Annotated in this window: 20 protein-coding genes; 13 read left to right on the plus strand and 7 right to left on the minus strand. The window is 63.6% G+C overall.

Features of this window, described 5'->3' with window-relative positions; translation table 11 throughout:
• Window positions 1–28: 28 nt before the first annotated feature.
• The 4 genes from HMPREF0298_RS01990 to HMPREF0298_RS02005 all read left to right on the plus strand — a co-directional run bounded on the left by HMPREF0298_RS01990 (window position 29) and on the right by HMPREF0298_RS02005 (window position 10,369).
• Window positions 29–1,528, plus strand: coding sequence for a succinic semialdehyde dehydrogenase (locus HMPREF0298_RS01990; protein ID WP_006839415.1), 1,500 nt, complete (start codon window positions 29–31; stop codon window positions 1,526–1,528).
• A gap of 37 nt (window positions 1,529–1,565) precedes the next feature.
• Window positions 1,566–2,546, plus strand: a complete 981-nt coding sequence (gene pgfA, locus HMPREF0298_RS01995) for a cell envelope lipid trafficking protein PgfA (protein ID WP_006839416.1) — start codon at window positions 1,566–1,568, stop codon at window positions 2,544–2,546.
• 253 nt (window positions 2,547–2,799) lie between these two features.
• Window positions 2,800–6,297 (plus strand): DNA-directed RNA polymerase subunit beta, encoded by a 3,498-nt coding sequence (rpoB, locus tag HMPREF0298_RS02000; RefSeq protein WP_040422165.1) that lies wholly within the window; start codon window positions 2,800–2,802, stop codon window positions 6,295–6,297.
• 73 nt (window positions 6,298–6,370) lie between these two features.
• A complete protein-coding gene (locus HMPREF0298_RS02005) occupies window positions 6,371–10,369 on the plus strand; it encodes a DNA-directed RNA polymerase subunit beta' (protein ID WP_006839418.1) in 3,999 nt (1,332 codons plus the stop codon).
• Window positions 10,370–10,439: 70 nt separating this feature from the next.
• Here the strand turns inward: HMPREF0298_RS02005 and HMPREF0298_RS12945 are convergent, their stop codons facing one another.
• Entirely contained in the window at window positions 10,440–10,979 is a 540-nt protein-coding gene (locus HMPREF0298_RS12945) for a DUF1266 domain-containing protein (RefSeq protein WP_425358133.1), read from the minus strand.
• Window positions 10,980–11,451: 472 nt separating this feature from the next.
• Here HMPREF0298_RS12945 and rpsL point away from each other — a divergent pair, with 472 nt between their 5' ends.
• From rpsL to HMPREF0298_RS02035, 5 genes are all read left to right on the plus strand, one after another.
• Window positions 11,452–11,820 (plus strand): 30S ribosomal protein S12, encoded by a 369-nt coding sequence (gene rpsL, locus HMPREF0298_RS02015; RefSeq protein WP_006839420.1) that lies wholly within the window; start codon window positions 11,452–11,454, stop codon window positions 11,818–11,820.
• A gap of 9 nt (window positions 11,821–11,829) precedes the next feature.
• Entirely contained in the window at window positions 11,830–12,297 is a 468-nt protein-coding gene (gene rpsG, locus HMPREF0298_RS02020; RefSeq protein WP_006839421.1) for a 30S ribosomal protein S7, read from the plus strand.
• 254 nt (window positions 12,298–12,551) lie between these two features.
• Window positions 12,552–14,672 carry an elongation factor G gene (gene fusA / locus HMPREF0298_RS02025; protein WP_040422167.1) on the plus strand — a complete coding sequence of 707 codons (2,121 nt, stop codon included), beginning with the start codon at window positions 12,552–12,554 and terminating at the stop codon, window positions 14,670–14,672.
• 373 nt (window positions 14,673–15,045) lie between these two features.
• Window positions 15,046–16,236 carry an elongation factor Tu gene (tuf, locus tag HMPREF0298_RS02030; protein WP_006839424.1) on the plus strand — a complete coding sequence of 397 codons (1,191 nt, stop codon included), beginning with the start codon at window positions 15,046–15,048 and terminating at the stop codon, window positions 16,234–16,236.
• Between the two features lie 80 nt (window positions 16,237–16,316).
• The gene (locus HMPREF0298_RS02035; protein ID WP_006839425.1) at window positions 16,317–17,003 is read left to right on the plus strand and encodes a hypothetical protein; all 687 of its coding nucleotides are present in this window, start codon (window positions 16,317–16,319) and stop codon (window positions 17,001–17,003) included.
• Here HMPREF0298_RS02035 and HMPREF0298_RS02040 read toward each other — a convergent pair.
• Genes HMPREF0298_RS02040 through HMPREF0298_RS02065 form a run of 6 tightly spaced genes read right to left on the minus strand, consistent with a single transcriptional unit; the run spans window position 17,000 to window position 19,769 of the window.
• Window positions 17,000–17,566 carry a hypothetical protein gene (locus HMPREF0298_RS02040; RefSeq protein ID WP_006839426.1) on the minus strand — a complete coding sequence of 189 codons (567 nt, stop codon included), beginning with the start codon at window positions 17,564–17,566 and terminating at the stop codon, window positions 17,000–17,002. The genes HMPREF0298_RS02035 and HMPREF0298_RS02040 overlap by 4 nt on opposite strands.
• Window positions 17,563–18,135 (minus strand): Asp23/Gls24 family envelope stress response protein, encoded by a 573-nt coding sequence (locus HMPREF0298_RS02045; RefSeq protein WP_006839427.1) that lies wholly within the window; start codon window positions 18,133–18,135, stop codon window positions 17,563–17,565. The genes HMPREF0298_RS02040 and HMPREF0298_RS02045 overlap by 4 nt, the downstream gene beginning before the upstream one ends.
• Window positions 18,119–18,748, minus strand: a complete 630-nt coding sequence (locus HMPREF0298_RS11520) for an Asp23/Gls24 family envelope stress response protein (RefSeq protein WP_006839428.1) — start codon at window positions 18,746–18,748, stop codon at window positions 18,119–18,121. Before HMPREF0298_RS11520 ends, HMPREF0298_RS02045 begins: the two co-directional genes overlap by 17 nt.
• On the minus strand, window positions 18,748–18,948 hold the full coding sequence (locus HMPREF0298_RS02055; protein WP_006839429.1) for a hypothetical protein: 201 nt from the start codon (window positions 18,946–18,948) through the stop codon (window positions 18,748–18,750). Before HMPREF0298_RS02055 ends, HMPREF0298_RS11520 begins: the two co-directional genes overlap by 1 nt.
• Before the next feature lie 15 nt (window positions 18,949–18,963).
• Window positions 18,964–19,275, minus strand: coding sequence for an Asp23/Gls24 family envelope stress response protein (locus tag HMPREF0298_RS02060; protein WP_006839430.1), 312 nt, complete (start codon window positions 19,273–19,275; stop codon window positions 18,964–18,966).
• Window positions 19,276–19,277: 2 nt separating this feature from the next.
• Window positions 19,278–19,769 carry an Asp23/Gls24 family envelope stress response protein gene (locus HMPREF0298_RS02065; protein WP_006839431.1) on the minus strand — a complete coding sequence of 164 codons (492 nt, stop codon included), beginning with the start codon at window positions 19,767–19,769 and terminating at the stop codon, window positions 19,278–19,280.
• 474 nt (window positions 19,770–20,243) lie between these two features.
• Here HMPREF0298_RS02065 and rpsJ point away from each other — a divergent pair, with 474 nt between their 5' ends.
• The 4 genes from rpsJ to rplW are packed head-to-tail and all read left to right on the plus strand — an operon-like array spanning window position 20,244 to window position 22,210.
• Window positions 20,244–20,549 carry a 30S ribosomal protein S10 gene (gene rpsJ, locus HMPREF0298_RS02070; protein WP_003848085.1) on the plus strand — a complete coding sequence of 102 codons (306 nt, stop codon included), beginning with the start codon at window positions 20,244–20,246 and terminating at the stop codon, window positions 20,547–20,549.
• 36 nt (window positions 20,550–20,585) lie between these two features.
• On the plus strand, window positions 20,586–21,242 hold the full coding sequence (gene rplC, locus HMPREF0298_RS02075) for a 50S ribosomal protein L3 (protein WP_006839432.1): 657 nt from the start codon (window positions 20,586–20,588) through the stop codon (window positions 21,240–21,242).
• The gene (gene rplD, locus HMPREF0298_RS02080) at window positions 21,239–21,904 is read left to right on the plus strand and encodes a 50S ribosomal protein L4 (protein WP_006839433.1); all 666 of its coding nucleotides are present in this window, start codon (window positions 21,239–21,241) and stop codon (window positions 21,902–21,904) included. The genes rplC and rplD overlap by 4 nt, the downstream gene beginning before the upstream one ends.
• Window positions 21,905–22,210, plus strand: coding sequence for a 50S ribosomal protein L23 (gene rplW, locus HMPREF0298_RS02085; RefSeq protein ID WP_006839434.1), 306 nt, complete (start codon window positions 21,905–21,907; stop codon window positions 22,208–22,210).
• Window positions 22,211–22,231 lie beyond the last annotated feature (21 nt).

Consider the following 22,231-nt stretch of genomic DNA (forward strand, 5'->3'; position numbering starts at 1 on the left):
AAATTTCCTCCTACGAAAGAGAAGTGCCATGACCCAGGCCGTTGCCCCCTCGCGCTCCATGACCGACATCATCAACCCGGTGACGGGCGAGGTGATCACCCAGGTTGTCGCCCACACCAAGGAGGAGACATCTGAGGCGTTCGCTCGCGCCCGACGTGCCCAGAAACGGTGGGAGAGGACGAGCTTGCGCACACGCCGCCGGATTTTCCTGAAGTTCCACAACCTCGTGATCGATAACCGCGAGCGGATCATGGACACGATTCAGGCGGAAAACGGCAAGAACCGGCTCAGCGCGCTGGAGGAGGTTCTCGATGTGGCTATGACGGCTCGCCACTATGCCTACCGGGCGGAGAAGCTGTTGAAGCCCAAGTCTCGGCGAGCGGGCGTTCCCCTGTGGACGTCGACACGCGAAGAGTTCGCCCCGAAGGGCGTCGTCGGGGCGATCGCGCCGTTTAACTACCCGTTCACGCTGACGATCTCGGACGCGATTCCCGCGATCCTGGCAGGCAACGCAGTGGTGATCAAGCCTGATTCACAGACCCCGCTGTCGGCAATTTTGGGCGCGGAACTCCTCGCTGAGGCTGGTCTCCCAGAGGGCGTCTTTACCGTGGTCACGGGCCGCGGGTCCGAGGTGGGGCAGGCAATCACCCAGGAGTGTGACTACCTGATGTTTACGGGATCGACGGCGACCGGCCAGTCCCTGGCCGAGCAGGTCGCGCCCCGCCTGATCGACTACTCGATGGAACTCGGTGGCAAGAACCCGCTAATCGTCGCGGATGACGCGGATGTCACGCGCGCGGTTGCGGGAGCGTGGCCTGCCTGCTTCGGCAATTCCGGACAGCTGTGCATCTCCATCGAGCGCATCTATGTTCACCGTGCGGTGGCCGACGAGTTCATCGCCGGTTTCGTCGACCGCGTCAAGCAGCTCAAGGTCGGCGGCGGAACAAGCTGGGAGACGGACATGGGCTCCCTGATCTCCGTCGAGCACGCTGATCTGGTGGAGAGTTTCGTCGACGACGCCGTCGCCAAGGGCGCCACGGTCCTCGCGGGTGGCAAGCGACTGCGCGAGCTTGGCGACGCCTTCTACGCGCCGACGGTTCTCACCGACGTGCCGGCCAGTGCCGATCTGCACCGCGCCGAGGTGTTTGGCCCCGTGGTCTACATCGAGGTCGTCGACTCCAACGATGAGGCCGTGCGCCGCGCGAACGACACTGAGTACGGTTTGAACTCCTCGGTGTGGGCGGCGCCCGCCACCGGCAAGAAGCTGGCTTCCCGCCTCGAGTCGGGAACGGTCAACATCAACGAGGGCTACGCCCCGGCGTGGACCGCGATCGACGCGCCGATGGGTGGGTGGAAGGCGTCCGGTGTCGGGCGTCGTCACGGCGACGGCGGAATGACCAAGTACACCGAATCACGCAACGTGACGCAGACGCGGTTCATGAACGTGGTCAATAACGGCATCGACAGCAAGACCTGGGCGACGGCCCTGTCGACGACGCTGAAGCTGGGACGCGACATCCTGCGCTAGTTATTGCGCCCCCGCTTCTGCGTTACAATCGGCAACCATGCTTTCCACTTCCCGAATTCTGGCGGCCCTGCTCACCGGTCTCGGCATCGCCCTGATCGTGGGAGGGTTGCTGGCCCCGCGGTTCCTCATCGGGGACGGGCGGATGCCGCTGGATCTGGAGCATACGACGTGGACCATGGTGGATCCCGCCGGGGAGTACGAGGGCGAGACGCAGCCGGTGACGCGTCAGCTCCACATGGAGGTCCAGAATCCGTCGAATAGCGAGATTGCCAGCATCCGTGTCGGTGAAACCCTTCTCGCGGGGGAGTCCGAGAATGATTTCGACAACCTCGTTAGCGCTGGGACGTGGACGTTTAGCATGGATCGCCGTACAGGCATGCCTACCGGACCGCTGAAACTCTCCAACGTGATGGTCCTTCCGGAGACGGAGGTGGGGCAGACTGGCAACTGGCTGAAGCTTCCCGCCAATGCTGAGCGGACCACCTACCAGGTGTTCGACTCCACCTTGCGCGGCACTGCCCCTGCCAATTTCGCTGGGGAAGACGAGATCGAGGGCCGTACGGTGTACCGCTACACCCAGGACATCGAACCGACCAACCTCGCGTTGCGCTATGCCGACATGCGGAACACGAAAACGCAAGTTGATTCAGAGGGCAACCAAACGCGTTCGTTTCTCTACTACGCGGCGCAGCGAGAGTTGATCGTGGACCAGGTGTCGGGCCTCGTCGTCGGGGTCAACGAGAAAGTGGACACCTACTACGGGGACGCGCAAGGCGCCCGCGTCGAAGATGTTGTGCGTTACGACGCCCGCATGCCGCAAGAGCAAACGGCATCCATGGTCAGCCAGCTGGACGGGGTGTTTTCGCAGCGTCAGTCGCAGGCGGTCACCACCACGGTGATCGTGGTCGGGGCGATCCTGACGCTCATCGGGCTCGTCGGGGCGCTGCGGCCGGGACGTGGCTACCCGGGCAGTGCCAACAGTGTCAGTGGTAGAGTTCCCACCCGACGGCCGAGTTAGTATCGACGAGAGTGGCGACGTTTCTGGGCGCCTTTACAACACCGCGGTGTTCGTATAAAGTTAATCGTTGCGCTGGAAGCCGTCTCCGTGCGCGCTGATAAGCCTTGTCTGTCGTTCTATGAAAAAGGGACTTGACAAGGCGGCTTTGTGCATTTCGGGGGCGAGGATTCCACAGCTGACCGATTACCAACTTATCCAGCGGAAAACCCCGTAATCTGCTGCTGGCAAGCAGATCACGCAGGTGCCGCGTGAGGTGCTGGAAGGACCCAACTTGGCAGTCTCCCACCAGACCATGTCTATGGCCAATATCCCCGGAGCTCCGGAGCGTTACTCGTTTGCGAAGATTTCCGAGCCCGTGAGCGTGCCCGGATTGCTCGACGTGCAGAGCGAATCCTTCGCCTGGCTCGTCGGGACCCAGGAGTGGCGCGAGCGTCAGCGCGCCGAGCGCGGCGACGACGCTCATATTAAAAGCGGCCTCGAGGACATCCTCGAGGAGATTTCCCCGATCCAGGACTACTCGGGCAACATGAGCCTGTCTCTGTCCGAGCCGCGCTTTGAGGAGATCAAGTACTCGATCGACGAGTGCAAGGAAAAAGACATCAACTACTCCGCACCGCTGTACGTTACCGCGGAGTTCATCAACAACGACACGCAGGAGATTAAGTCTCAGACGGTGTTCATCGGCGACTTCCCGCTGATGACCGACAAGGGCACGTTCATCGTCAACGGCACCGAGCGCGTCGTCGTTTCCCAGCTCGTGCGCTCCCCGGGCGTTTACTTCGACGAGACGATTGACAAGTCCACCGAGCGGCCGCTGCACGCCGTGAAGGTCATCCCCTCGCGCGGTGCGTGGCTTGAGTTCGACGTCGACAAGCGCGACACCGTCGGCGTGCGCATCGACCGCAAGCGCCGCCAGCCGGTTACCGTGCTGCTCAAGGCACTTGGCTGGACCACCCAGCAGATCACCGAGCGCTTCGGGTTCTCGGAAATCATGATGACCACACTCGAGTCCGACGGCGTGGCCAACACCGACGAGGCCCTTCTGGAAATCTACCGCAAGCAGCGTCCGGGCGAGCAGCCCACCCGCGACCTCGCCCAGTCCCTGCTAGAGAACTCCTTTTTCAAGGCGAAGCGCTACGACCTGGCCCGTGTCGGCCGCTACAAGGTCAACCGTAAGCTCGGTCTCGGCGGCGACCACGACGGTTTGATGACCCTGACCGAGGAAGACATCGCCACCACGCTCGAGTACCTCGTGCGCCTGCACGCGGGCGAGACCGAGATGACGTCGCCGACCGGGGAGATCATCCCGATCAACACAGACGACATCGACCACTTCGGCAACCGCCGTCTGCGTACCGTCGGTGAGCTCATCCAGAACCAGGTCCGTGTCGGCCTGTCCCGCATGGAGCGCGTTGTGCGCGAGCGCATGACCACCCAGGATGCGGAGTCGATTACCCCGACGTCCCTGATCAACGTCCGCCCGGTCTCCGCAGCCATCCGCGAGTTCTTCGGTACCTCCCAGCTGTCGCAGTTCATGGACCAGAACAACTCGCTGTCGGGACTGACCCACAAGCGCCGCCTGTCCGCGCTGGGCCCGGGTGGCCTCTCGCGCGAGCGCGCCGGCATCGAGGTCCGCGACGTGCACCCGTCTCACTACGGCCGCATGTGCCCGATTGAGACCCCGGAAGGCCCGAACATCGGCCTGATCGGCGCTCTCGCCTCCTACGCGCGCGTCAACGCGTTCGGTTTCATCGAGACCCCGTACCAGAAGGTCGAAGACGGCAAGCTGACCGACCAGATCGACTACCTCACCGCCGACGAGGAGGACCGTTACGCCATCGCGCAGGCGGCCACCCCGATGGATAAAGAGGGCAACCTCACCGGTGAGCGCATCGAGGTTCGCCTCAAGGACGGAGACATCGGTGTCGTCGGCGCGAGCGGCGTCGACTACCTCGACATTTCCCCGCGCCAGATGGTGTCGGTGGCAACGGCGATGATTCCGTTCCTCGAGCACGACGACGCGAACCGCGCGCTGATGGGCGCCAACATGCAGAAGCAGGCTGTGCCACTGCTGCGCTCCGAGGCTGCCTACGTGGCTACCGGCATGGAGCAGCGTGCCGCCTACGACGCGGGCGACACCGTGATCAGTCGCAAGGCTGGCGTGATTGAGGACGTCACCGGCGACTTCATCACTGTCATGGACGACGAGGGCATCCGCGACACCTACCTGCTGCGCACCTTCGAGCGCACCAACCAGGGCACCTGCTACAACCAGACCCCGATCGTGTCTGCGGGGCAGCGCGTCGAGGCCGGCCAGGTTATAGCCGACGGTCCCGGCACGAAGAACGGCGAGATGGCGCTGGGCCGCAACCTGCTCGTGGCGTTTATGCCGTGGGAGGGCCACAACTACGAGGACGCCATCATCCTCAACCAGCGCGTTGTGGAAGATGACATCTTGACCTCGGTGCACATCGAGGAGCACGAGATCGACGCCCGCGACACCAAGCTCGGTGCCGAGGAGATCACCCGTGAGATCCCGAACGTCTCTGAGGACGTGCTCAAGGACCTCGACGAGCGTGGCATCATCCGCATCGGCGCGGACGTGCGCGACGGCGACATCCTCGTAGGCAAGGTCACCCCGAAGGGTGAGACCGAGCTGACCCCGGAAGAGCGCCTGCTGCGCGCAATCTTCGGCGAGAAGGCCCGCGAAGTGCGCGATACCTCCTTGAAGGTGCCGCACGGTGAGACCGGCAAGGTCATCGCCGTGCGCCGCTTCTCGCGCGAGGACGACGACGATCTGAGCCCGGGCGTCAACGAGATGATCCGCGTCTACGTTGCCCAGAAGCGCAAGATTCAGGACGGCGACAAGATGGCCGGCCGCCACGGCAACAAGGGTGTCGTGGGCAAGATCCTGCCGCAGGAAGACATGCCGTTCATGGCCGATGGCACCCCGGTGGACATCATCTTGAACACCCACGGTGTGCCGCGTCGTATGAACATCGGCCAGGTTCTCGAGGTCCACCTCGGGTGGCTGGCTCACGCCGGCTGGACCGTCAACCCGGACGACCCGGCCAACGCCAAGCTGCTCGAGACGCTGCCGGAGCACCTCTACGACGTGCCGCCGGAGTCCCTGACCGCCACCCCGGTGTTCGACGGCGCAAGCAACGAGGAGATCACGGGCCTGCTCGCGAACTCCAAGCCCAACCGCGACGGCGATGTCATGGTCGATGGCAACGGCAAGACCGTGCTTTTCGACGGCCGCTCTGGCGAGCCGTTCAAGTACCCCGTTTCCGTGGGCTACATGTACATGCTCAAGCTGCACCACCTGGTGGACGAGAAGATCCACGCCCGTTCCACGGGCCCGTACTCCATGATCACGCAGCAGCCGCTGGGCGGTAAGGCCCAGTTCGGCGGACAGCGTTTCGGCGAGATGGAGGTGTGGGCCATGCAGGCATACGGCGCGGCCTACACACTGCAGGAGCTGCTCACCATCAAGTCGGACGACGTCGTCGGCCGCGTGAAGGTCTACGAGGCCATCGTCAAGGGCGACAACATCCCGGATCCGGGCATCCCCGAGTCCTTCAAGGTGCTGCTCAAGGAGCTTCAGTCCCTGTGCCTCAACGTTGAGGTCCTCACCGCCGACGGCACTCCGATGGAGCTCTCGGGCGACGACGACGACTTCGACCAGGCCGGATCATCGCTGGGCATCAACCTCTCGCGCGACGAGGGTGCAGCGGCTGACACGGCGTAGGCGCCAACCAACGCAACGCAAAAAACTATCCACACCGATCCTCCCCACGAGGGGGAGGTGAAAGGGAATTTACGTGTTTGACGTAAACCTCTTCGACGAGCTTCGCATTGGCCTGGCCACCGCCGACGATATCCGCCGCTGGTCACACGGCGAGGTCAAGAAGCCGGAAACCATCAACTACCGCACCCTCAAGCCGGAGAAGGACGGACTCTTCTGCGAGCGCATCTTCGGCCCCACCCGCGACTGGGAATGCGCCTGCGGCAAGTACAAGCGCGTGCGCTACAAGGGCATCATCTGCGAGCGCTGCGGCGTCGAGGTGACCAAGTCCAAGGTGCGCCGCGAGCGCATGGGCCACATCGAGCTCGCTGCTCCCGTGACCCACATTTGGTACTTCAAGGGCGTCCCCTCGCGCCTGGGTTACCTCCTTGATCTTGCCCCGAAAGACCTTGAGCGAATCATCTACTTCGCCGCCAACATCATCACCTCCGTCGACGACGAGGCACGTCACAACGACCTCTCGACGCTCGAGGCTGAGATGATCCTGGAGAAGAAGGAAGTTGAGGCGGACGCGAACTCCGAGATCGCGGAGCGCGCCCAGAAGCTCGAGGAAGACCTCGCGGAGCTGGAGGCGGCCGGCGCGAACGCGTCGTCACGCAAGAAGGTCCAGCAGGCGGCCGACAAGGAGATGACCCACATCCGCCAGGCGGCGGAGCGCGAGGTCGAGCGCCTCGACGAGGTGTGGCAGACCTTTGTCAAGCTCGCACCGAAGCAGATGGTTATCGACGAGAACCTCTACGAGGAACTCATGGACCGCTACGAGGACTACTTCACGGGCGGAATGGGCGCCGAGGCGATCCAGACCCTGATCCGCAACTTCGACCTCGAGGCCGAGGCCGAAGAGCTGCGCAGCGTCATCGCCGAGGGCAAGGGCCAGAAGAAGGTCCGTGCGCTCAAACGCCTCAAGGTTGTTGCCGCGTTCCTGCGCTCCGGCAACGACCCGGCCGGCATGATCCTGGACGCGATCCCGGTCATCCCGCCGGAGCTTCGCCCGATGGTTCAGCTCGATGGCGGCCGCTTTGCGACGTCCGACCTCAACGACCTATACCGTCGCGTGATCAACCGCAACAACCGCCTCAAGCGCATGATCGACCTCGGCGCGCCCGAGATCATCGTGAACAACGAGAAGCGCATGCTGCAGGAATCCGTCGACGCGCTGTTCGACAACGGCCGTCGCGGCCGCCCCGTCACCGGCCCGGGCAACCGCCCGCTGAAGTCCCTGTCGGACCTGCTCAAGGGCAAGCAGGGCCGCTTCCGCCAGAACCTGTTGGGCAAGCGCGTTGACTACTCCGGCCGCTCGGTGATTATCGTCGGCCCGCAGCTGAAGCTGCACGAGTGTGGTCTGCCGAAGTTGATGGCCCTCGAGCTGTTCAAGCCGTTCGTGATGAAGCGCCTGGTGGACAACGACTACGCGCAGAACATCAAGTCGGCCAAGCGTATGGTGGAGCGCCAGCGCCCCGAGGTGTGGGACGTGCTTGAAGAGGCCATCTCCGAGCACCCCGTGCTGCTCAACCGCGCCCCGACGCTGCACCGTCTCGGCATCCAGGCGTTCGAGCCGAAGCTCGTCGAGGGTAAGGCCATCCAGCTGCACCCGCTGGCGTGTGAGGCGTTCAACGCCGACTTCGACGGTGACCAGATGGCTGTCCACCTGCCGCTGTCCGCCGAAGCCCAGGCTGAGGCCCGCGTGCTCATGCTCTCGTCGAACAACATCCTGTCCCCGGCCTCCGGCAAGCCTCTGGCCATGCCGCGCCTGGACATGGTGACCGGCCTGTACTTCCTGACCATGCTCAAGGGCGGGACCGAGATCGGCGGCGAGGGCGCTTACGCCCCGGCCGACGAAAACGGTCCGGAGCGCGGTGTCTACACCTCCTACCGCGAGGCCATCATGGCCTACGACCGCGGGGTGCTGGGCCTGCAGGCCCCGATCAAGGTGCGCATCGACCACCTCCGCCCGACGGAGGAGATAGAAGCCGAGCTCTTCCCCGACGGTTGGGAGAAGGGCCAGTCCTGGATGGCCGAAACCACGCTGGGCCGCATCCTGTTCAACGAGATGCTGCCGTTCAACTTCCCGTACCAGGAAGGCGCGATGGTGCGCAAGGGCGGCGGCTCCGGCAAGGTGCTGCTCGGCGACGTCATTCAGTCCATGGTGGAGAAGTACCCGATGATCACCGTGGCGCAGACCCTGGACAAGATGAAAGACGCCGGTTTCTACTGGGCAACCCGCTCGGGCGTGACCATCTCGATGTCTGACGTTCTGGTTCTGCCGAACAAGGTCGAGGTGCTCGAGCAGTACGAGCGCGAGGCCGAGGAGATCGAGCGCAAGTTCTGGGAGAAGGGCGCCCTGACCGAGGAGAACCGCTACGACCGTCTGGTCGAATTGTGGCAGGACGCGACCAACAAGGTCGGCCAGGCCGTCGAGGACCTCTACCCGGATGACAACCCAATCCCGATGATCGTGAAGTCCGGCGCGGCCGGCAACATGCGCCAGATCTGGACGCTCGCGGGCATGAAAGGCATGGTCGTTAACTCGCGTGGTGAGTACATCACGCGACCGATCAAGACCTCCTTCCGCGAGGGTCTGAGCGTGATGGAGTACTTCAACAACTCCCACGGTTCGCGCAAGGGCCTGGCCGACACCGCTCTGCGCACGGCCGACTCCGGCTACCTGACCCGCCGTCTTGTCGACGTCGCCCAGGACGTCATCGTCCGCGAGGACGACTGCGGTACCCACCAGGGTGTCAAGGTGCCCGTCGCGCGCCAGGTGGGCGACAAATGGGTCCGCGACGAGTTGGTGGAGACCTCGGTCTCCGGCCGCGTCGTCGCCGCGGACGCGAAGGACGCCGACGGCACCGTCGTGCTCGAAGCTGGTGCGGACCTGACCGAGGAGAACATCGACCGCCTCGTGGCGGCCGGTGTCGCCGAAGTCAAGGTGCGTTCGGTGCTGACCTGCCAGACCCCGACGGGTGTCTGCGCGAAGTGCTACGGCAAGTCCATGGCCTCCGGCAAGCTCGTCGACATCGGCGAGGCCGTCGGCATCGTCGCGGCACAGTCGATCGGTGAGCCCGGCACCCAGCTGACCATGCGCACCTTCCACCAGGGCGGCGTCGGCGGCGACATCACCGGCGGTCTGCCGCGTGTGCAGGAGCTGTTCGAGGCTCGCGTACCGAAGAACCGCGCCCCGATCGCTTCCGTGGCCGGCACGGTGACCCTCGAGGATGAAGGCAACTTCTGGACCCTGACCATCCACCCGGATGACGGCTCGGACGTCGTTGTCTACGAGAAGCTGTCGAAGCGCCAGGGCCTGGCCCAGGTGCGCCGCCCGATGGAGTCCAACCCGAACGCGATGATCGAGCGCTCCCTGCGCGAGGGCGATCACGTCGAGGTTGGCGACCGCCTGCTGCGCGGTGCTGCCGACCCGCACGACGTGCTCGAGGTGCTGGGCCGGCGCGGCGTTGAAAAGCACCTCATCGACGAGGTGCAGGCCGTCTACCGCACCCAGGGTGTGTCCATCCACGACAAGCACATCGAGATCATCATCCGCCAGATGCTGCGCCGCGGTAACGTCATCGACTCCGGCGACACCGAGTTCCTGCCGGGCACCCTGGTGGATCTCGCCGAGGCACGCCAGGTCAATGCCGCGACGGTGGCTGACGGTGGGCAGCCGGCGGAGATGCGCTCGGAGATCATGGGCATCACCAAGGCGTCGCTCGCTACCGAGTCGTGGCTGTCGGCGGCCTCCTTCCAGGAGACCACGCGCGTGCTTACCGACGCCGCGATCAACAAGCGCTCCGACAAGCTCATCGGCCTGAAGGAGAACGTGATCATCGGTAAGCTCATCCCGGCTGGTACGGGTATTGCGCGCTACCGCAACATCCAGGTCAAGCCGACCGAGGCCGCGCGCTCCGCCGCATACGCGATCCCGTCCTTCGGGGACTCGATCTACGGTGACGACGGCTACGGCGAGTTCACCGGCGCGTCCGTGCCGCTCGACGAGTACGGGTTCGACCAGATCTAGCATCCTGCCCCGTAGCACTACAGGCCCCGCCGGGCGATTCGCCTGGCGGGGCCTGAAGTGTGTGCTGCTCTTAAGGGTTGAGGGGCATCCGCAGCCACGGGGATGTCGGATGAGAAAGCAATGTCGCGGACAGTGCGGCGAGCCCCTCTCCATCCTCGCCCACCATGCCGGACCATGCAGCACGGCCGAGCAACCAACCGGAGGCGTAGGATTTCCAATCTGGATACATCGCCTGAGCGCGCTCAAGCGCGGCCGCGTGGTGCTGAGCGCACTCTTCTTCGTTGAACCAACCAAGTGCGTGGGCCATCCGTGAGATCCAGGCGGCCCGGCAGTAGTCCCAAGACGTAAGCGTGGAGGGAAGCTGACTCGGCAACCCCATTCCTTCAGCAAAAGGTTCGCATACATCTGCAGGACAACGGTGATGGAGGCGGGGTCCACAGCGGGAAGACGCACGGATGCGGATTCTACGAGAGTTTGAACCGTTTCCGGACTCTGGTCCTGTGCATTGACTTTGAGCTCTGGTAAAAGAGCGACGTACTCCGGATTCGAGTCTGTACTCAACAAAGAGGTAACAGCTGCCCTTGCATCGTCTGGGCCAGCGAAACCCCACGTTTCGCTCAGGTTCCGCTCGAATTGGCGGTACAGGGGATTGAAGAAATGGCCTTTTTTACGCTTCAGTACCGGACCTGGACCGTCGACTATTCGACCGTCCGCGAGACTGTACGGAAGAGAGCAAAGGAACGCCCTTTGCATGTGTTCCGGGAACCGGTTTTGCCATTCCAGTTCCGGGAAAGGGGTCTCGCGAAGGGCCGGATCAGCAATAAAATCTTCGAAAGTATTCGCCATGAAAGGAAGGCTAATACACCTTTAGTCGCGTCCCTCGGCGGAATTTGGTTAACAGGGCAACCAGCGGGTAAAGTTCACTTCGATTTCCCGTTAGTCAATGACGGTGAAAGGTGAATCTCCCCGCCGAACGGCGGAAAGTGGTTCACGCAGACGGCAGGGCCCCGACAAGAGCCCCACTTTTTGCGTGTCTAGCCACAGACCGTATACATCGCTACACATCAAGTGAAGGATTGTGAATGCCAACTATTCAACAGCTGGTCCGCAAGGGCCGCCACGATAAGCGAACCAAGGTCGCTACCGCGGCCCTGAAGGGTTCGCCGCAGCGTCGCGGCGTGTGCACCCGCGTGTACACCACTACCCCGAAGAAGCCGAACTCTGCTCTGCGTAAGGTTGCCCGTGTGCGCCTGACCTCCGGCATCGAGGTGTCCGCCTACATCCCTGGCGAGGGCCACAACCTGCAGGAGCACTCCATGGTGCTCGTGCGCGGTGGTCGTGTGAAGGACCTGCCGGGTGTGCGCTACAAGATCATCCGCGGCGCGCTCGACACCCAGGGTGTCAAGGACCGCAAGCAGGCTCGCTCCCGCTACGGCGCGAAGAAGGGATAGTAAACACCAATGCGTAAGCAGCAAGCACCGAAGCGTCCCGTTGTCAAGGACCCGGTCTACAACTCCGAGATCGTTACCCAGCTCGTGAACAAGATCCTGCTCGACGGCAAGAAGTCGACCGCAGAGCGCATCGTCTACGGCGCCCTCGAGATCTGCCGCGAGAAGACCGGCACCGACCCCGTCGGCACCCTCGAGAAGGCCCTCGGCAACATCCGCCCGGACCTCGAGGTCCGCTCCCGTCGCGTCGGCGGTGCCACCTACCAGGTGCCCGTCGAGGTCAAGCCCGGCCGTTCCAACACCCTGGCTCTTCGCTGGATGGTCACGTTCACCCGCCAGCGCCGCGAGAACACCATGACAGAGCGTCTCGCAAACGAGATCCTGGACGCCTCCAATGGTCTTGGCGCATCCGTCAAGCGCCGCGAGGACACTCACAAGATGGCGGAAGCCAACCGCGCCTTCGCGCACTACCGCTGGTAGTAGCCACCCGCGTGAAGTGTGTACCCAGTCAGCCAACCCGGGCGCGTAGCCCACGCATCTGGCCCCAAGAACTCCATAGTCGGGATCTTGGCGGCGCGTGGCGGGCGCCCGGGTTACGCGTATTTGCGTCGCTGGGCTGACGAACTGCCTTTTTAATGGCAGAATTGACAAAGGTAAATATCCACACAGGCGTTACCGGCAGGCGCGGCCAGGTATCCGGAAACGCCGACAACACTTAAGTTGGAGTAATAAACGTGGCACAAGAAGTGCTTAAGGACCTCAACAAGGTCCGCAACATCGGCATCATGGCTCACATCGATGCTGGTAAGACCACAACCACCGAGCGCATTCTCTTCTACACCGGTATCAACCGCAAGGTCGGAGAGACGCACGACGGTGGCGCGACCACGGACTGGATGGAGCAGGAGAAGGAGCGCGGCATCACCATTACGTCCGCCGCTGTGACCTGTTTCTGGAACAACAACCAGATCAACATCATCGACACCCCGGGTCACGTGGACTTCACCGTCGAGGTGGAGCGCTCCCTGCGCGTGCTCGACGGCGCAGTCGCAGTGTTCGACGGCAAGGAAGGCGTTGAGCCGCAGTCGGAGCAGGTGTGGCGTCAGGCCGCGAAGTACGACGTTCCGCGTATCTGCTTCGTCAACAAGATGGACAAGCTCGGCGCCGACTTCTTCTACACGGTGCAGACGATCGTCGATAGGCTCGGTGCGAAGCCGCTGGTCATGCAGCTTCCGATCGGTGCCGAGGACGACTTCGACGGTGTCGTCGACCTGCTCGAGATGAAGGCACTTTTGTGGCCGGGCAAGGTCGAGACCGGCACCCCGCCGCAGATCCAGGAGATCCCGGCCGAGCTGCAGGAGAAGGCGGAGGAGTACCGCGAGAAGCTGCTCGAGGCCGTCGCCGAGTCTGACGAAGAGCTCATGGAGCGCTACTTCGGCGGCGAAGAGCTGACCGTCGACGAGATCAAGGCGGCGATCCGTAAGATGACCGTCAACTCTGAGATCTACCCGGTGTACTGCGGTTCCGCATACCGCAACAAGGGCATCGAGCCGATTCTCGACGCCGTGATCGACTTCCTGCCGAACCCGCTGGACATTGGCGAGGTGCACGGCACCTCCATGGACGGCGATACGGAAGACACCCGCAAGCCCTCCGTGGACGAGCCCTTCTCCGCACTGGCGTTCAAGATTGCGGTTCACCCGTTCTTCGGCAAGCTCACCTACGTGCGCGTCTACTCCGGCCAGGCCATCCCGGGCGAGCAGATGCTCAACTCCACCAAGAACTCCAAGGAGCGCGTGGGCAAGCTCTTCCAGATGCACGCGAACAAGGAGAACCCGGTCGAGCACGCCGACGCCGGCAACATCTACGCGTTCATCGGCCTGAAGAACACCACCACCGGTGACACGCTGTGCAACCCGGACCACCCGATCATCCTGGAGTCCATGGACTTCCCGGATCCAGTTATCCAGGTCGCCATCGAGCCGAAGACAAAGGCCGACCAGGAAAAGCTCGGCACGGCGATTCAGAAGCTCGCCGAGGAGGACCCCACCTTCACCGTCAAGCTCGACGACGAGACCGGCCAGACCGTCATCGGCGGCATGGGCGAGCTGCACCTCGACGTCCTCGTCGACCGCATGAAGCGCGAGTTCAAGGTCGAGGCGAACATCGGTTCCCCGCAGGTGGCGTACCGCGAGACCATCCGCAAGAAGGTGGAGTCGCTGGACTACACCCACAAGAAGCAGACCGGTGGTTCCGGTCAGTTCGCGAAGGTCATCGTCACCATCGAGCCGTACAACCCAGAGGTTGGCGAGCTGGAGGAGGGCGAGTCCCCGACCTACAAGTTCGAGAACGCCGTCACCGGCGGCCGCGTGCCCAAGGAGTACATCCCGTCGGTCGACGCCGGCATCCAGGACGCCATGCAGTACGGCTACCTGGCTGGCTTCCCGCTGGTTAACATCAAGGCAACGCTCGAAGACGGCGCCTACCACGAGGTCGACTCCTCGGAAATGGCCTTCAAGATGGCCGGCTCCCAGGTGCTCAAGGAGGCCGTCGCCAAGGCGAAGCCGGTGCTGCTCGAGCCGCTGATGGCCGTCGAGGTTGTCACCCCGGAGGAGTACATGGGTACCGTCAACGGTGACATCAGCTCCCGCCGCGGCCAGGTGTACGCCATGGAAGATCGCTCGGGCGCCAAGGTTGTCAAGGCGAAGGTTCCGCTGTCCGAGATGTTTGGTTACATCGGCGACCTGCGTTCCAGCACCGCCGGCCGAGCGAACTTCTCCATGGTGTTCGACTCCTACGCCGAGGTTCCGTCGAGCGTCGCGCAGGCGATCATCGACGAGCGCAACGGCAACTAGGAACCCCTGCGCCGGCCCCTGAGCCTGACACGCCCGCGCCATCGGACGTGTCAACGGGTGAAGATGGGGCCTAAGCGCCACACCGGGGGAGTAGCGGTTGTGCTGAGGCCCGACCCCAAAATGAGTCGGGTTTGAGCCGGCCGTTACTCTCTAGGTGGATCCGTTTTGTTTGGATCGCCTCAGCCCACGTTCCGCCGCTTTGACGGGGGCGCGACGGTTTGAAAAACGGTCTTAATAAATCTAGGATCATGTAACTGGCACATTGTGAAATGGCCATTGTTGGCGCGCCTCTATTTCGGGGCGAGTGACAAGGCAAAAGTAAACCACGTGGCTGCGAAGGTCGTAGCCACCATGAAGTCCAGGAGGACATACAGTGGCAAAGGCTAAGTTTGAGCGTTCCAAGCCGCACGTAAACATCGGCACCATCGGTCACGTCGACCACGGCAAGACCACCACCACGGCTGCCATCACCAAGGTGCTCGCTGATGCTTACCCGGACGAGAACACCGCTTTCGCGTTCGACGCGATCGACAAGGCTCCTGAGGAGCGCGAGCGCGGCATCACCATCAACATCTCCCACGTGGAGTACAACACCCCGAAGCGCCACTACGCTCACGTTGACGCCCCGGGCCACGCCGACTACATCAAGAACATGATCACCGGTGCTGCTCAGATGGACGGCGCGATCCTGGTTGTGGCCGCTACCGACGGCCCGATGCCGCAGACCCGCGAGCACGTTCTGCTCGCTCGCCAGGTTGGCGTGCCCTACATCCTCGTTGCACTGAACAAGTGCGACATGGTTGACGATGAGGAGATCATCGAGCTCGTCGAGATGGAGGTCCGCGAGCTCCTGGGTGAGCAGGACTACGACGAAGAGGCTCCGATCATCCACATCTCCGCTCTCAAGGCTCTCGAGGGCGACGAGAAGTGGGTTCAGTCCGTCGTCGACCTCATGCAGGCCTGCGACGACTCCATCCCGGATCCGGTCCGCGAGACCGACCGCGACTTCCTGATGCCGATCGAGGACATCTTCACCATTTCGGGCCGCGGTACCGTGGTTACCGGTCGTGTTGAGCGTGGCGTTCTCAACCTCAACGACGAGGTCGAGATCATCGGCATCCGCGAGAAGTCCCAGAAGACCACCGTTACCTCCATCGAGATGTTCAACAAGCTTCTCGACACCGCTGAGGCCGGCGACAACGCCGCTCTGCTTCTGCGTGGCCTCAAGCGCGAGGACGTCGAGCGCGGCCAGGTTGTCATCAAGCCGGGCGCTTACACCCCGCACACCAAGTTCGAGGGTTCCGTCTACGTCCTGTCCAAGGACGAGGGCGGCCGCCACACCCCGTTCTTCGACAACTACCGTCCGCAGTTCTACTTCCGCACCACCGACGTGACCGGTGTTGTGAAGCTGCCGGAGGGCACCGAGATGGTCATGCCGGGCGACAACGTCGACATGACTGTCGAGCTCATCCAGCCGGTCGCCATGGACGAGGGCCTGCGCTTCGCTATCCGCGAGGGCTCCCGCACCGTCGGCGCTGGCCGCGTCACCAAGATCCTGGATTAATCCCCGCACGATCTGACTGACGTTTAACCCCTGCCCACCTGGGCGGGGGTTTTGTCATGCCCGGGGTAATGTAGTTCACCGTGAAAGACCCCACCCGCATCCCGCACGTGATCGATGCCCTGCGGCGCGCGTGGGAGGGACAACCCGACCTCTCCCTACCCGCGGTGATGGGGGTGCTGGCCAACCGCGGCATCGGGTGGGCGTCGACAGATGAGGAGCTCGTCGCAGAGCTCGCGCGGCTCGAGACGGAGCACCCCTCGCTTATCGACGCCCCCACCAGCGCCCACCTGCGGATCACAACGTCCGATCCCGCCCACCTGGTCACGCTCGCCGACGACACCGTGATCGTGCGCAGCGCCCAGCAGGCGCAGCGGATGCCCGGCGTGTGGGGCTTCGGCGGTATGAGGCGCACCGGGCCGGGGTTGCCCCTGGTCATCGCCGACACCGCCGGGGTGGAGCACAGGCTCGGTGTGGTCGGCATCGCCAGCACGTTTGATGCCACGCAAGCGCCGCGGTTGGACGGCCTGAAGCGTTCGCAGGTGGGCAGCTGCCGCTGGCTCGTCGTGTTGGCGGGCGGCCGCCGCTGCGTTGTCGGTCAGCGCATCCGCCTCTGGGACCAGGCGTTGCGGGCGGTGCAAAGCTTTACAGTGACGTTCGACGCTGTCGTCACCTGCGCTGTCGGCGGGCGATTCGTCGTCAGGCAAGCGAGCGGGGCGGGAGAGATGGATCTCGGGGAAGTTGCCGCGATCCACGTCCTTGAGGTTTAGGCCGTGTCGTTAATGCGGTCGTAGTGGAGCTTGTAAACCGTGTCGATGTCCATCGCGCCGCACGCCTCGGTGAAGTCGCGATCCGCGGCCTCGAGGTACTTGATCGACTCGCTAAGGCTGTAGGCGGGATCGGCCGTGACGGTGAACGTGACGGTGGGGCGAGATCCCACCATGGCAACACTCGACATCGCGCCGTCGACGACCCCGGTGCTCGCCATGTGCTCGCAGGCCGCCTGGGCGATGTGCTGGACGTTGAGTTCGGTCTCGCCGTGGTCCGGTTGGGCCGGGACGACGCTTTTCGTGTTAAAGGAGCGCGAACCCACGTTCGCGATGACGATCCACATGCCCGTGGCAAGCGTGACCACGAACGCCGCGGCGAGGGCGACGGGGAACCACGGTTGCGCCGGCAGCGAGCCAAGCTGGCTGCGGTCGTATGATCCGACCGTGTCACTGACGAAGGGGATGTCGAAGTATAGCGCTGCGGGGATCAACCCGCAGGCGATCAGGAGCAGCCCGACGATGAAGACGAGCGCACGGTCAAATGCGACGATGCTGGCTTTCACTTTTCACCCTCCTGTCCGGCATCCTGCAGCTGCGGACGCAGCGTGACGGCGATGTGCGGCCGTAGGCTCAGCGAGGAGAACTCCTGCTCGAGAGCCGTTGCGACGCGTTGCTGGAGCGCTGCCGCTGAGCCATCGTCCTCCACCGACACGTTGAGCCTCTTGCGGGTTGCGCGCGAGCTGATGGCGGAGCCGGGCGCGTGTTGGCGGGCGACGTGAGTTGATTTACGCGCTATATCGACGGGGCGCACCCAGATCGAGGCAGGCGAGACAACGCGCGTGTGCGTCCGCACGCGGGGAGACAGTGCCTTGACCAGCAGCCACACGCCAACCAATGCGACGATCACGCCAACGGTGACCGCGAGAGGATCCGCGGGCGCAGTTGCGGCCCAGTGAAAGGCTTCGGAGATCCACGAGTTCGACGGGTCGTTGAGCGCCCACCGGTACCACATGTCCCTGCCGGCGGCACCTGCGACGGCGAGCAGGGCCGCGCCGATCAGGAGGGCGAGCCAGCGGGCGGTCGGGTTGGCGCGCGGTTGTGCGCCGGGAAGGGGTTTAAAAGCGTCGGGCATGGGATGTCACCACGGGTTGTAGAGTGATCGGGCGCAGCGGTTCCGGGGTCGGCAGCTGGGGGACAATAACCGTTGCCGCGGGCACCGAGAAGGTTTCGATCACATCGGCGGGGATGTAGCCGACGGGGGAAAGCTCGGGCCCGGGCTGCGGGGCCTCGACCGGCGCCACCGGGCGCTTCGGAGGCGCCGAGACGCTGGCGACGTTCGTCGAGGAGGAGCGAACGCGCACGGGTGCGGGAGTGATATCGACGGGGTGAGAGTCCAGCTGAGCGGCATCGAGACGCTCTCCGGGGCCGGCCGGCTTCGCGTTGGCGACCTTGATATTGACCCGGGTGACCTCGAGACCGGTCAGCGTGCTGACCTGTCGGCGGATGGCTTCACGGACCACGTCGGTCACCGCGGCGATGGGGGCGGGGTAGGACGCCGCGATGTCGGCGTCGATAGTTGCCGTGCCCGCGCGACGGTTGAGGTACGCCGTCGCGCGGGGCAGGCTGCGTCCCGCGAGGCCGGCGAGCTTCGCGTCGAGCGAAATCGAGCCCGGGACGCTGCGCGCGGCGACCTCGGCGATGCGCTCCACCGTGCGCTCGCTGAGCTGGTAAGAAAGCTCCGCCATCAGCTGCGTCCTCTGCCGGACCCCGTCGCGATGAGGTCAGCGACGTCGATGCGGCCGTCGAGCTGGGCGCCGATGACGCCCCCGACGGCGGCGAACAGCAAGAGCCACAGCAGTCCAGCCCACCCACCGAACGTGACAAAGAACGCCACGATCACACCGATGAGGATGCCAAGCGCTGTCTTTGATCCGAGAATATTCATGAGTGCGTCTCTTCCTTAAAGTTTCTGGGCGTCCGCGACCACGACGTCAATGAAGTCTAGGCACCCGGCAACCGAGTTGAGCGCTGCAGAGCGAACCTCTGTCGCGACCTCGGCAATGGGGCGAGCTGATCCGACATCGAAGATGATGTGGACTTCGCTGCCGCTCAAGCCCCCGCGCTCTGCCGCGCGGATGCCACGGATACGCTCACCCGGCAGCAGCAGCGCGACTTCGCCGAAGCGCCCGGAGCTCAATCCGGCGACGCCGGGGACACCGAGCGCGGCGTCGCATAGAGCCTCGCCGATTTCGCGGGTGATCGGGCCGGACATAATTACTGAACCAGTGAGGTCGCGGCCGTATCGGCGGGCTCGATGCGGTCGATCGGTTCCATATCGGGCAGGTTGACATCGTGGACCGTGATGTCGACGCGGTCCACGATCAGGCCGGTCATCCGGGTGACGGCCTGGGTGACGTTTTCGCGGATGGCCTTCGCCAGCTCGTGGATGGCCACGCCGTACTCGGCGATGATCGCTACTGCGATTGAGGCGTGGCCGTCCTGCACGGCAACGTTGACGCCCTGCTGGACGTTCGTGGACGCGGTCAGAGACTCGCGCACCACGCCCCACATGCGCGCCGCACCCCCGCCGAGGTTGGCCACCCCGGACACTTCACGTGCGGCGATGCCGGCAATTTTTCCGACGACTGTGTCGTCAATGACGGTCGTGCCGTGGTCGGTGACCAAATTTTCGTTGCGTACCGTTGAAGCCTCCGGCGTGACGACGCTCGAGGTGGTGTTTGTGGGATCAGTGGTGTTGTCTGCCATGGTTGTCCTTTCACGGGTTGGTTGCGCCAATTCTACTCCGGAGCCGCTAGAAGTGGCGTCGCGAAGCGTCTTGCTTTTGTTTTCCCCCTTGTGCTTTAATAGTCGGGTTGCTTTGACACGGCGCTCGTGCGCGGTGGTGAGGCGAACATGACACCTTCTAATCCAAGAAGGCCCCTAGCAGGGGGACCGGAGAAGGGCCATGGCAAATAAACAGCGGCAGTACGCAAGGGTCACGCGCCCTTCCGAGTCTGACACCCGCGCCCGTTGATAAGGGACGCAGGCGGAAGCACTAAAGCAGATGCACGCATTTATTTGCTGTGCTGCTTTACCTTCCGGTTCGTGTCATGGCAGTCAGAAACGACACTGGCGTTGCGCCCAGGGCCCAGCCCGGACAACGTTATAGAGAAACTACAAGCTTAAAACCCCACCGCTTCGGTTGCGGCCGAATGTGGGGGAAGCGAGGAAGAGGTAAGCGTGGCGGGACAGAAAATCCGCATCAGGCTCAAGGCCTACGACCACGAGGCAATCGACGCATCCGCGAAGAAGATTGTCGAGACGGTCACCCGCACGGGTGCCCGCGTCGTTGGGCCGGTGCCGTTGCCCACTGAAAAGAACGTGTACGCCGTTATTCGTTCTCCCCACAAGTACAAGGATTCTCGCGAGCACTTCGAGATGCGCACTCATAAGCGCCTCATCGACATTCTCGATCCGACGCCCAAGACGGTGGACGCGCTCATGCGCATCGACCTGCCGGCAAGCGTCGACGTGAACATTCAGTAAGCAAGATCCCGACTTTTGGTAGTGGAGAACTAACACATGTCTGACAACCAGATCAAGGGCATTCTGGGCACCAAGCTCGGCATGACCCAGATCTTCGACGAGGACAACCGGGTTATCCCGGTCACCGTCGTCGAAGCTGGGCCGGTCGTGGTCACCCAGATTCGCACCGCAGAAACCGATGGCTACAGCGCCATCCAGATCGCTTACGGCGACATCGATCCCCGTAAGACCAAGAAGCCGCAGGCCGGCCACTTCAAGAAGGCTGGCGTCAACCCGCGCCGCCACGTTGCGGAAATCCGCATGGATGACACTTCCGCATACGAGGTCGGCCAGGAATTCAACGCGACGATCTTCGACGGCGACACCTACGTCGACGTCGTCGGCACCACCAAGGGCAAGGGCTACGCCGGTGCCATGAAGCGCCACGGCTTCGCAGGCCAGGGCGCCTCCCACGGTAACCAGGCCGCGCACCGCCGCGTCGGTTCCATCGGCGCCTGCGCGACCCCGGGCCGCGTGTTCAAGGGCACCCGCATGGCTGGCCGCATGGGCTCTAACCGCGTTACCACCCAGAACCTGAAGATCCAACGCATCGACGGTGACAACAACCTGATCCTGATCAAGGGAGCGATCCCGGGCGTCAAGGGCAGCATTGTTACCGTCAAGACCGCAGTGAAGGGCGGTGCTCACGCATGACGAACCTGACACTCGACGTTCATACCGCCGACGGCAAGACCAACGGTTCCGTCGATCTCCCGGCCGAACTCTTCGACCGCGAGGCGTCCATCCCCCTGATGCACCAGGTGGTTGTCGCCCAGCAGGCGGCAGCTCGCCAGGGTACCCACGCCACCAAGACCCGCGGCATGGTCCGCGGCGGTGGTAAGAAGCCGTTCCGCCAGAAGGGCACCGGCCGCGCACGCCAGGGTTCGATCCGCGCGCCGCACTACACCGGCGGTGGCATCGTCCACGGTCCGCAGCCGCGTTCCTACGCGCAGCGCACCCCCAAGAAGATGATCAAGGCTGCCCTCGCGGGCGCTTTGACCGACCGCGCACGCGGCTCGCGCATCCACATTGTGGAGGAGCTCGTCCCGGGTCAGACCCCGTCGACGAAGTCCGCACGCGCCTTCATCGAGCGTCTCACCGACCGTAAGTCCGTTCTGCTCGTCATCGGCCGTGAGGATGTCAACTCCCGACTTTCCGCAAGGAACCTGCCGGGCGTCCACATCCTTGAGCCGAGCCAGCTCAACACCTACGACGTGCTCAACGCTGATGATGTCGTGTTCTCCGTCGAGGCGCTTCACACCTTCGTGAACGCGGCCGCCGGCGCACCCGTTGCCGCAGCTGAGGAGGAGAAGTAAATGGCTAAGATCGTCAACCCGCGTGACGTCGTCATCGCACCGGTCCTCTCCGAGAAGACCTACGCGCTGATGGAGCAGAACACGTACACGTTTTTCGTGAACCCGTCCGCCAACAAGACCCAGATCAAGATTGCCGTGGAGAAAATCTTCGGCGTCGACGTCGCTTCGGTGAACACCGCCAACCGAGAGGGCAAGCGCAAGCGCTCCCGCACCGGCTTCGGCAAGCGTAAGAACACCAAGCGCGCCTACGTCACCCTCCGCGAGGGCAGCGACTCCATCGACATCTTCGGCGGCGCAGCCGTCTAAGTGGCTCGATAGAAAAGGACA

The organism is Corynebacterium lipophiloflavum DSM 44291, from assembly GCF_000159635.1.
Classification (GTDB): domain Bacteria; phylum Actinomycetota; class Actinomycetes; order Mycobacteriales; family Mycobacteriaceae; genus Corynebacterium; species Corynebacterium lipophiloflavum.

Coding starts and splice junctions, on each gene's coding strand:
- pgfA (WP_006839416.1), top strand. CDS start 1,566: ATGCTTTCCACTTCCCGAATTCTGGCGGCCCTGCTCACCGGTCTCGGC.
- HMPREF0298_RS02065 (WP_006839431.1), bottom strand. CDS start 19,769: ATGGCAGACAACACCACTGATCCCACAAACACCACCTCGAGCGTCGTC.
- rpsL (WP_006839420.1), top strand. CDS start 11,452: ATGCCAACTATTCAACAGCTGGTCCGCAAGGGCCGCCACGATAAGCGA.
- HMPREF0298_RS11520 (WP_006839428.1), bottom strand. CDS start 18,748: ATGGCGGAGCTTTCTTACCAGCTCAGCGAGCGCACGGTGGAGCGCATC.
- HMPREF0298_RS02055 (WP_006839429.1), bottom strand. CDS start 18,948: ATGAATATTCTCGGATCAAAGACAGCGCTTGGCATCCTCATCGGTGTG.
- rplW (WP_006839434.1), top strand. CDS start 21,905: ATGGCTAAGATCGTCAACCCGCGTGACGTCGTCATCGCACCGGTCCTC.
- HMPREF0298_RS02045 (WP_006839427.1), bottom strand. CDS start 18,135: ATGCCCGACGCTTTTAAACCCCTTCCCGGCGCACAACCGCGCGCCAAC.
- HMPREF0298_RS02060 (WP_006839430.1), bottom strand. CDS start 19,275: ATGTCCGGCCCGATCACCCGCGAAATCGGCGAGGCTCTATGCGACGCC.
- rpsG (WP_006839421.1), top strand. CDS start 11,830: ATGCGTAAGCAGCAAGCACCGAAGCGTCCCGTTGTCAAGGACCCGGTC.
- HMPREF0298_RS01990 (WP_006839415.1), top strand. CDS start 29: ATGACCCAGGCCGTTGCCCCCTCGCGCTCCATGACCGACATCATCAAC.
- rplD (WP_006839433.1), top strand. CDS start 21,239: ATGACGAACCTGACACTCGACGTTCATACCGCCGACGGCAAGACCAAC.
- rplC (WP_006839432.1), top strand. CDS start 20,586: ATGTCTGACAACCAGATCAAGGGCATTCTGGGCACCAAGCTCGGCATG.